7 protein-coding genes and 1 tRNA gene are annotated in these 9,541 nt (G+C 63.7%); 1 reads left to right on the forward strand and 7 read right to left on the reverse strand.

Annotated features, from left to right (window positions below; translation table 11 throughout):
- Nucleotides 1-148 precede the first annotated feature (148 nt).
- From Q0X68_RS12310 to Q0X68_RS12330, 5 genes are all read right to left on the reverse strand, one after another.
- Nucleotides 149-222, reverse strand: a tRNA-Ile gene (locus Q0X68_RS12310).
- Nucleotides 223-383: 161 nt separating this feature from the next.
- Nucleotides 384-1,241 (reverse strand): DUF3566 domain-containing protein, encoded by an 858-nt coding sequence (locus Q0X68_RS12315; protein ID WP_297752280.1) that lies wholly within the window; start codon nt 1,239-1,241, stop codon nt 384-386.
- Entirely contained in the window at nt 1,234-3,852 is a 2,619-nt protein-coding gene (gene gyrA, locus Q0X68_RS12320; RefSeq protein WP_297752283.1) for a DNA gyrase subunit A, read from the reverse strand. The genes Q0X68_RS12315 and gyrA overlap by 8 nt, the downstream gene beginning before the upstream one ends.
- 10 nt (nt 3,853-3,862) lie before the next feature.
- Nucleotides 3,863-5,938: a DNA topoisomerase (ATP-hydrolyzing) subunit B gene (gyrB, locus tag Q0X68_RS12325; protein WP_297752287.1), complete on the reverse strand. Its 2,076-nt coding sequence runs from the start codon at nt 5,936-5,938 to the stop codon at nt 3,863-3,865.
- A 185-nt stretch (nt 5,939-6,123) separates the two neighbouring features.
- Nucleotides 6,124-6,945 carry an HAD-IIA family hydrolase gene (locus Q0X68_RS12330; protein ID WP_297752289.1) on the reverse strand — a complete coding sequence of 274 codons (822 nt, stop codon included), beginning with the start codon at nt 6,943-6,945 and terminating at the stop codon, nt 6,124-6,126.
- A gap of 90 nt (nt 6,946-7,035) precedes the next feature.
- Here Q0X68_RS12330 and Q0X68_RS12335 point away from each other — a divergent pair, with 90 nt between their 5' ends.
- On the forward strand, nt 7,036-7,815 hold the full coding sequence (locus Q0X68_RS12335; RefSeq protein WP_297752292.1) for a fructosamine kinase family protein: 780 nt from the start codon (nt 7,036-7,038) through the stop codon (nt 7,813-7,815).
- A 213-nt stretch (nt 7,816-8,028) separates the two neighbouring features.
- Here Q0X68_RS12335 and lgt read toward each other — a convergent pair whose 3' ends face one another.
- Complete coding sequence (lgt, locus tag Q0X68_RS12340; protein ID WP_297752295.1) at nt 8,029-8,961, reverse strand: prolipoprotein diacylglyceryl transferase; 933 nt, start codon at nt 8,959-8,961, stop codon at nt 8,029-8,031.
- A gap of 88 nt (nt 8,962-9,049) precedes the next feature.
- Nucleotides 9,050-9,541, reverse strand: a 492-nt coding sequence (locus Q0X68_RS12345) for a TetR-like C-terminal domain-containing protein (RefSeq protein WP_297752298.1), incomplete at its 5' end; no start/stop codon positions are given.

The raw sequence follows: 9,541 nt of genomic DNA on the forward strand, positions 1-9,541 counted from the left end.
CCCGTGACACTCGAGTGAGAACCGAAGATAGATCAAGTTGGTGGTGGGTAGACCAACCACCAACTTGATCTATCTTGGAGATACTCACATACGTCGAGAACAAGACCCCCGAAAAATAACAAACCCCCTAGCTAGGAGGTTTGGGCAGTGAGCCTAGCTGGACTTGAACCAGCGACCTCTGCCTTATCAGGGCAGCGCTCTAACCAACTGAGCTATAGGCTCGTTCACCGACTTGAAACTTTATCAAACCATTCGAGCGGCTCGCAAACTGTCCGGAGGGAGCACTGGGCAAACCGCGACTGAGCGCACTCCAGACGACGATTTCGGCCCTAAAACGAGCATTTTCTGCATCTGGAGTGCGCTCAGTCGAGCTTTGCGGGCTATCAGTCCTCAGCCAGCGTGATTTCCAGGCCACCCATCACGACGGACGCGAGGTTGTAGAGGAACGCGAACAGCGTAGCCACTGCGGTGAAGATGACGACGTCGATGGCGGCAAGCACGGTGGTCAGGCCCATGACGCGCTGCCAGCCCAGGAACTCGTGGATGTTGAAGCGTTCGCCGCCACCTTGTGGGTCAGCGACTACGGAGTTCACTAGGTCGTTGATGGTGTTCAGCGCATCCGATCCGGCTACGACGGACCACAGCACGCCCACACCTGCGACGAGCATGACACCGAAGGCGATCGAGAACAGGAACGACGTTTTCATCACCGACCACGGATCAATCCGGTTGATCCGCAGACGCGCCTTACGGGTACGTCGCGACGAGGACGCGCGGCTGAGCGGATGGCCAGCAGACTCCGAATCCGACGTAGCCGCTCGTGACGGACGCGGCGTGGGAGCAGGAGCCTCCACCGGCCGCGACGCGGAGGCGCCAGACGCCACCGGCTGCGGCCCAGGCGGACCGGGCTCTGACTTGGTTGAACGCGTGATGCTGTCGAGCTCCCAGTCATTGGCGTTCTGTGACTTGCGAGCATCTGGACGGGCGTCCGTCGCAGACTGCGCACTGCGCGGAAGCTTTACCGCACGCGTGGCGCCCTCGTCGAGACTCGGGGCAGACGGCTGAGGCTTATCCTGCGCCCCAGACCCCTTCGCTGGGGCACCCTGCGGCTTGGGGCCGCTCGTCGGCCGAGGGCCACCCTCAGCGTTTCCAGCGGGCTTCTGGGGGTCAGCATCAGGCTTCCGGGAGAAATCAAGCCCTGGGGAACCGTCGGCGCCAGGCCAGCGCGGCGCATCACTCATCGGTCGCCTCCTCGTTCACGTCCGTGTCGTCTACCGTAGCGGTTTCTTCACCCTCCGCAGCAGCAGACTCGGCGGATTCTTCTTCGTCCACCTCTGTTTCAGGGTAGAGCGCAATTACACTCACGGCGTCCTCGCCACGCACGCCGACGAACTTCACGCCCATCGTGTCGCGCCCCTTCACCGGGACTTCCGCCACAGCGGAGCGAGTGATCTGCCCGGAATGCTTGATGGCGATGACCTCGTCGGTTTCATCGACGATGAGCCCGCCGACGAGCGAGCCGCGGTCGTCGACAAGCTTCATGGCCTTGATGCCAAGCCCGCCACGTCCCTGCGTGCGATACTCGCTCACCTTGGTGCGTTTGGCGTAGCCACCTTGCGTGACGGTGAACACGAAACGCTCGTCCTCCTCGCCGCCTGCGGGGAGCACGGACATGCTGAGGAGCTCGTCGGATTCGCCGCCCACCTCACGGAAACGCATGCCGGTGACGCCCGACGTCGCACGCCCGGTGGGACGCAGTTGCTCGTCGGAGGCCTGGAATCGAATCGCCTGGCCTTTCTTCGACAGCAGCAGCACGTCGTCGTCGGCCGAGCAGATCTCAGCGCCGATGAGCTCGTCGTCCTCGTCGCGGAAGTTGATGGCAATCACGCCTGCCTGACGCGACGAGTCGTACGCGGTCAGGGCAGTCTTCTTGACCAGGCCCTTCTTCGTCGCCAGGAGCAGGTACGGGGCGTCTTCGTACGTGCGCAGCCGCATCACGCGGGCGATCTTCTCGTCGGGAAGGAACGTCAGCAGCCCGACGACGTGGCTGCCCTTCGCGTCACGTCCGCCCTCGGGGAGCTGCCACGCCTTGATGCGGTACACGCGCCCAAAGTTAGTGAAGAACAGCAACCACTCGTGGTTCGTCGCGGTGAACAGGTGCTGGACCTCGTCGTCGGCCCGCAGCGTCGCCCCGCGAACGCCCTTGCCACCGCGCTTTTGGGCGCGGTATTGGTCGGTGCGGGTGCGCTTGACATAGCCGCCGTAGGTAATGGTGACGACGACGTCCTCGTCGGGAATGAAATCTTCCTCCGAGAAGTCGCCCTCGGCTGCGATGATCTTCGTGCGGCGCTCGTCGCCGTACTTGTCGACGATCTCCTGCAGCTCGACGCCGATGATCTCGCGCTGGCGCTCCTCCTTAGCGAGAATGTCCTTGAGATCGGCGATCTTCGCCTCGAGCGCGGCGAGCCGGTCGATCGTCTCCTGACGTTCAAGGGCCGCGAGCCTGCGCAGCTGCATATCCAAAATGGCGCTGGCTTGCACCTGATCGATGTCGAGCAGCCCCATCAGGCCGGTGCGGGCGTCGTCGGCGTTCGGCGAGCGCCGAATGAGCGCGATGACCTCGTCGAGCTTGTCGAGGGCCTTCACCAACCCGCGGTAGATGTGCGCCTTCTTCTCCGCATCCTCCAGCTGGAACTGGGTGCGCCTGCGGATGACCTCCATCTGGTGCTTGATCCACAGCGAGATGAACTGGTCGAGACGCAGTGTGCGAGGCACGTCGTCAACGATGGCGAGCATGTTGCAGCCGAACGATTCCTGCAGTGCGGTGTGCTTGTACAGGTTGTTGAGCACGACGCGAGGCTGCGCGTCGCGCTTCAGCACGATCACCAGGCGCTGGCCTGTACGCGCCGACGAGTCGTCGCGGATGTCAGCAATGCCGGCGAGTTTGCCGCTGTTGACGAGGTCGGCGATACGTTGCGCGAGAGTGTCGGGGTTCGTCATGTACGGCAGCTGCTTCACGACGAGCATCTGCCGCCCGCGCTCGTCTTCCTCGAAGTCGACGACCGCGCGCATCACAACAGAACCGCGCCCAGTGCGGTACGCGTCTTCGATGCCTTGGCGCCCGACGATCAGCGCTCCGCCTGGGAAGTCGGGGCCGTGGATGCGCTGCATGGCCGCTTCCAGCAGCTCCTCGCTGCTCGCCTTGGGATGCTCGAGTGCCCACTGCACCGCGTCGCCCACCTCACGCAGGTTGTGCGTGGGGATGTTCGTCGCCATGCCGACGGCGATACCCGTCGAGCCGTTCACCAGTAGGTTCGGGAAGCGGGCGGGGAGCACCGTCGGCTCCTGCTCCCGGTTGTCGTAGTTGGGCATGAAATCGACGGTGTTCTGGTCAATCTCACGCACCATCTCGGCGGCGAGCGGGGCCATCTTGCACTCGGTGTATCGCATGGCCGCGGCTTTGTCGTTGCCCTGCGAACCGAAGTTGCCCTGCCCCGCGACAAGGGTGTGCCGCATCGCCCACGGCTGAGCCAGGCGCACGAGGGCGTCGTAGATCGCCGAGTCGCCGTGCGGATGGTACAAACCCATAACCTCACCGACGACGCGCGAGCACTTGTTCCAGCCGCGGTCGGGGCGGTAACCGCCGTCCCACATGGCGTACAGCACGCGACGGTGCACGGGCTTGAGGCCGTCGCGCACGTCGGGCAGCGCACGCCCGACGATCACGCTCATGGCGTAGTCAAGGTACGATTTTTGGATTTCCTCTTCGAGGTCCGTCGCATCGACGCGGCCGTGGCCGCCTGCCTGCAACTCGTCGTTCAGGGCTTCTACCGGAGTTTCTTCGTCTGCCATAGCTTCTTCCTCAGATGTCCAGGAAGCGCACGTCGCGAGCGTTGCGCTGAATGAAGGTGCGTCGCTGCTCGACGTCTTCGCCCATCAGGATGGAGAACATCCGGTCGGCTGCGGCAGCGTCGTCCATGGTGACCTGGAGCAGGATGCGGTTTTCGGGGTCCATCGTCGTCTCCCAAAGGTCGTCGGCGTTCATCTCGCCGAGACCCTTGTAGCGCTGGATGGGGTTGACCTGCGGGAGCTTCTTGCCAGCCGCCAATCCGGCCTCGCGCAGTGCGTCACGTTCTGCGTCGGTGTATGCCAGCTCGTGCGGCGCATTCGTCCAGCGGAGCCTGAACAGCGGCGGCTGCGCGAGGTACACGTGGCCGGCCTCGATAAGGGGACGGAGGAAACGGAAGATCAGCGTCAGCAGCAGCGTGCGGATGTGCGCGCCGTCGACATCGGCGTCGGCCATGAGCACGAGCTTGTGGTAGCGGAGCCGGTCGATGTCGAAGTCTTCCTGCGCGCCGGTGCCGAGCGCGTTGATGATGGCCTCGACTTCCTTGTTAGCGAGGATCTTGTCCAGGCGTGCCTTCTCGACGTTCAAGATCTTGCCGCGAATGGGCAGGATGGCCTGCGTGCGCGGGTCACGACCACCGCGGGCGGAGCCGCCGGCGGAGTCGCCCTCGACGATGAACATTTCGCACTCTTCAGGGTTGCGCGAAGAGCAATCCACCAGCTTGCCGGGGAGACCACCGCCTCCGAGCAGACCCTTGCGATTACGCGCCATGTCGCGCGCCTTGCGGGCCGCGATGCGCGCCTGAGCAGCGGCCTGCGACTTGCGGATGATGTCTTTGCCCTCTGCGGGGTTGAGCTCGAACCAGTCGCCCAGCTTCTCCCACATGACGCGCTGCACAAAGGTGCGTGCTTCGGTGTTGCCGAGCTTCGTTTTCGTCTGGCCCTCGAACTGCGGTTCGGCCACCTTGATCGAAATAATTGCGGTGAGGCCTTCGCGGATATCGTCGCCGGAGACACGATCTTCCTTCTTTTTGATCATTCCCCAGTTTTCGCCCCACTTATTCACGGTATTCGTGAGCGCGGCGCGGAATCCTTCTTCGTGCGTGCCGCCTTCGTGGGTGGAAATGGTATTCGCGAATGTGTACACATTCGATGAGTACGACATATTCCATTGCATCGCGATTTCCAGGCTCATTCCCTGATCGGGAGCGTGCGCCTCCATATCAATGATGGAATGGTGCACGGGCTCTTTGCCCTTCGAGACGAATCGCACGTAGTCCTTCAGGCCCTCGGCGTAATGGAATTCGTCGTGGCTGATGTCGTCGGGATCGCTGGTGACGTCGTCGCTCGTATCTTCGCCCTCGGCGGCCTCGACGGTGGCATCCGAGCGGCGGTCGTCAAGGATGATGCGCAGACCCTTATTCAGGAACGCCATTTCGCGGAAACGGTTCGCTAGGGTGTCGTAGCTAAACCGTGTTGTTTCAAAGATTTCCGACGATGGATAGAACGTAATAGTGGTGCCGGTGGATTCACCGTCGGCAAGCTCGCGTACGGTCTCCAATTCATACACCGGAACTCCGAGCTTGAATTCCTGGCGGTAGAGGTGCCCATCTCGACGCACTTCGACGATGAATTTCTCGGATAGTGCGTTCACGACAGACGAGCCGACGCCGTGCAAACCACCCGAGACTTTATAGCCGCCGTTGCCGAATTTGCCGCCTGCGTGGAGCACGGTGAGGACGAGGGTTACCGTCGGGATCTTCTCGACGGGGTGTTCCTTCACGGGGATGCCGCGGCCATTGTCGACGACGCGCACGCCCCCGTCGTCGAGCAGCTCGACGTTGATCTGGGAGCAGTAGCCGGCCAGGGCCTCGTCGACGGAGTTATCGACGATCTCGTATACGAGATGGTGGAGGCCGCGCTCGCCGGTGGAGCCGATGTACATGCCTGGGCGCTTGCGCACCGCCTCCAGGCCTTCGAGGACCGAGATTTGGTCGGCGTCGTAGTCGCCAGACACTGCACTCTCGGGCTGACCGTCGAGATCAACGACTGCATCCGTCGCGTCAATCGGGGTGGACTCGTCGTGATCCACGCGTACTCCTTACATGCCACGGCCGTCGATCCGACGGCCGACGTCAAGCATACCGCGCTTGGGCGCCGGATTGCGCATCGTCGACATGCGAAATCCGTTGTACGCCGCTTGAGGGGCGTTTACAGCGCCGCGACCATCGTCGCAACGTAGTCCCCCGCACCATGGGGTCGGCGCGCTATGGGGCCTTACGGCAGCTCGGGCTCCTCGTCGAGGGCATCGAGGTCGGGCGCCCAATCGTCCACCAGCTCGAAGACGCCCTCCAGCACCTCGGAGGGGCGGAATGGATACTCCTCCATGCTCTCGTGCGTCTCGATTCCGGTCAGCACGAGCGCAGTGTGGAGGCCGGCTTCCATGCCAGCGACGATGTCGGTAGACATGCGGTCGCCAATCATGCCGGTGGTTTCCGAGTGCACGCCGATGCGGTTGAGCGCGGAGCGGAACATCATCGGGTTGGGTTTACCGACGACGTACGGCGCGCGGTTCGTCGCCGCCTTCACCAGCGCGATGATGGCGCCGGTGGCAGGGAGCACACCGTCGGCGCTGGGGCCAGTCGGGTCGGGGTTGGTGGCGATGAACCTTGCCCCACCCAGAATGAGGCGAATGGCCGTCGTGATCTGTTCAAAGGAGTAGGTGCGGGTTTCACCAAGAACGACGAAATCCGGCGAGCGGTCCGTCATGACGAACCCGGACTCGTGCATGGCGGTAATCAGGCCCGCTTCCCCGACAACGTATGCGGTGCCCCCGGGCTGCTGACGCTTCAGGAAATCCGCAGTGGCAAGGGCCGACGTCCACACCCGCTGCTCCGGAACTTCGAGGCCGGAGGCATGCAGGCGAGCGGAGAGGTCGCGCGGGGTGAAGATGGAGTTGTTGGTGAGCACGAGATACTCCGTGCCGCGTTCGTTCCACTGGTTGATGAGATCGCACGCGCCGGGCAGCGCGTGATTCTCATGGACGAGCACGCCGTCCATGTCGGTGAGCCAGGAGACGACATCGGATCGATCACTCATGCCTCCAGCTTAGAGGGTGGGATTCTCGCAGGCGGCTGACCATGACGAAATGGCTAGCCCGGGCTGCGATCGTCGGGTTACGGTGGAGCAATGGAGACGTTTCGCAAACAGGACTCGAAAGAAGCCATCGCGGCCGAGGCGGCCGGGTTGCTGTGGTTGAGCGAGGCCGGTGGCGCCCCCGTCGCGGAGCTGGTGAACGTGGGCGACACTTGGCTCGAGACGCGCCTGCTTGCCGAGGGGTTTCCGTCGCGGGACGATGCGCGCGACTTTGGCCGTGGGTTGGCCGCGACGCACGCGGCCGGCGCGGACTGGTGGGGAGCTGGCCCGCCTGGGCTCGGGCAAAACTGGGAGGCGAGCATGCCCGCGCCGCTGGCGTCGGAGCCCCAGTGGGGGTCGTTTGGGGAGTTCTTCGCCGAAACGAAACTCGAACCCTACCTGCGCAAAGCGCGTGCGATGGACACCTCTGCCCGACGGGTCGTCGCGCAGTCCGTGGAACGCGTCGCAGCCGGAGAGTTCGACGCGCCCCAGCCGGCGTTATGTGTGGAGCGGGGTGCGACGGTAGCGCGCACGCACGGTGACTTGTGGGGTGGCAACATCGTGTGGGCACGCGCGGCGTCGGGGACGGTGGGCACACTCATCGACCCCCACGCGCATGGCGGGCACGCCGAGACCGACCTCGCGGCGCTCCACGTGTTCGGCTCGGCGCATCTCGACGCGACGATGGAGGGCTACCAGGAGGTGAGCCCGCTGGCCGACGGCTGGCGCGAGCGGGTGCCTATGCATCAGCTCCACATGCTGCTGGTGCACGTGGTGCTCTTCGGCGCAGGGTACGTCGGGCAGACCCTGGCGGCGGCGCGGCAGGTCGTGTAGCGAAGAACCATCCACAGGGTTCTCCACAGCGTGGAATCGATGCGTATTGGCTTGTAGATGGCATTTCCCAGCGTGAGCTCTCTGGGAGTTGTCCACATATCCACAGGCTTGCAAGCCTTGCAAGTTTGGCCACCCCGGTGGGCGCGCTAACGTGTGCGCGTGGTTTCGATACGCCGCCTGCGGCGGCTGCTCAACCACCGGGTTGAGGCGCCCTCACTCGTCGTCGGGTGCCTCTTCCTTTGATTCTTCCTGCGCCTCTTCCTCAGGCTCATCGGGCTCATCGGGCTCCTCCGGCTCTTCCGCCTCAGCCGCATCCTCAGTGTCATCAATGCGCTTCGCGGATGCCCAGCTGAATAGAATGACGCCGGCGATCACCATCGGCAGCGACAGCCACTGCCCCATGCTGAGGCCCAAGCTGAGGTAGCCCAGGTGCGCGTCGGGCTCGCGGAAGTACTCACCCACAAACCGAGCCAGCCCATACCCAGCCACGAACAGCCCCGACACTTGCCCGCGATAGCGGTTGCGCTTCGCTGCGTAGAACCACACGACGAGGAACAGCAGCAGCCCTTCCATCAGTGCCTGATAGAGCTGCGACGGGTGACGCGGCACGTCGCCTCCGGTGGGGAAGATCATCGCCCAGGGAAGCCCGTCGGGAGCGGGTCGGCCCCACAATTCTCCATTGATGAAGTTCCCGAGCCGGCCGAACATGAGGCCGGGCGCGACGGCGGGGACGACGAAGTCGGCGATCTGCAGCATGGGACGCTTCCGTCGCCACGCGAGGTAGATGAAGCCGAGGAAGACGCCGATAGCGCCGCCGTGGAAGCTCATGCCGCCATCCCAGACTTTGAAGATGTCGACAGGATGGGCCACGTAATAGGCGGGCTTGTAGAAGAAGCAGTACCCCAAGCGGCCACCGACGAGAACGCCGACGATGGCAGCGGTGAGGATGTCCTCGATGAATTCCTTGCTGTACGGCTCGGGTTTGGTGATGGAGCGGTACGGCTCGTGGGTGAGCCTGCGTCGCATGAGGATATACGCCACCGCGAAGCCGATGAGGTACATGATGGCGTACCAGTGAATTTGGAGCGGCCCGAGGCGGAACGCTACGGGGTCGATGTCGGGGAAGGTCAGCACGAGACTCGTCACCCATGTAGCTTGTCACATTCCCGACGCGGATCGTCTGCAGGCAGGGCACCCAGCCACCGCCGCATGGCTGCACGGGCCCGACGGTGGCTCAGTCTCGTCGAACTGCCAGCCGCTCCAGCGCTTGACGGACCTGGCCATGGAGGATGAACTCGAGGTCGCCGGCCAGCCGCATCGGATCGGTGCGCATTCCACCAGCGAGCCAATGGAGGAGGTGGCCGAGCACAGTAAGGGTGAAGTGGTCGACGATGAAGTTGCGGTCTGCGGGACGGAGGGTGAGGTCGCCGCTCAGCTCGGCGACGATCGCCCGCATCATCTCGCGCAGGTTGTAGTAGAAGAAGCGCTCGAGGTCACGAAGCCCGAGCGACTCGGTGACCGCGTAGGTCTGCTCGCGATGGTCGGCGAGATACACCAGCAGGCGCTCAAAACCCTCCTCCCATCCAGCGAGGCTCGCGTGGCTGAGAATGTGGTTGGCGACTTCGGTGGTGAACACCCACACCGCCAGCTCTCTGATGTCACCGAAGTGGTTGTAGAACGTCTGTCGCGTGAGACCACAGCGTCGGCAGAGGGCTACAACGGTGAC

Source organism: uncultured Tessaracoccus sp. (assembly GCF_947286155.1).
Classification (GTDB): Bacteria; Actinomycetota; Actinomycetes; order Propionibacteriales; family Propionibacteriaceae; genus Arachnia.

Bases quoted from the DNA above. Each gene is read 5' to 3' on its own strand.
- Q0X68_RS12315 (WP_297752280.1), bottom strand. From the start codon at position 1,241: ATGAGTGATGCGCCGCGCTGGCCTGGCGCCGACGGTTCCCCAGGGCTT.
- gyrA (WP_297752283.1), bottom strand. From the start codon at position 3,852: ATGGCAGACGAAGAAACTCCGGTAGAAGCCCTGAACGACGAGTTGCAG.
- Q0X68_RS12330 (WP_297752289.1), bottom strand. From the start codon at position 6,945: ATGAGTGATCGATCCGATGTCGTCTCCTGGCTCACCGACATGGACGGC.
- Q0X68_RS12335 (WP_297752292.1), top strand. From the start codon at position 7,036: ATGGAGACGTTTCGCAAACAGGACTCGAAAGAAGCCATCGCGGCCGAG.